General features: G+C 55.1%; 1 tRNA gene. It reads left to right on the top strand.

Annotation, left to right across the window (positions count from 1 at the left end):
- The first annotated feature begins 150 nt into the window (after window positions 1–150).
- Window positions 151–226, top strand: a tRNA-Ala gene (locus tag ACCD05_RS32165).
- Window position 227: the final 1 nt, after the last annotated feature.

The following is a 227-nucleotide window of genomic DNA, read 5'->3' as shown; positions in this document are numbered from 1 at the left end:
CCTGTAGCTCAGTTGGTTAGAGCACACGCTTGATAAGCGTGGGGTCGGAAGTTCAAGTCTTCCCAGGCCCACCATTCTCCTTTTTGAGGATGATGGGTTGTTCGATCTTGATCCTCCTGATGGGTTTGCTCATCAGGTGTTGCGATGGTTGGGGCTGTAGCTCAGCTGGGAGAGCACCTGCTTTGCAAGCAGGGGGTCAGCGGTTCGATCCCGCTCAGCTCCACCAA

The organism is Rhizobium sp. Rhizsp42 (assembly GCF_047304155.1).
Taxonomy (GTDB): Bacteria; Pseudomonadota; Alphaproteobacteria; order Rhizobiales; family Rhizobiaceae; genus Rhizobium.
This window is presented reverse-complemented; position numbering and strand designations above follow the sequence as displayed.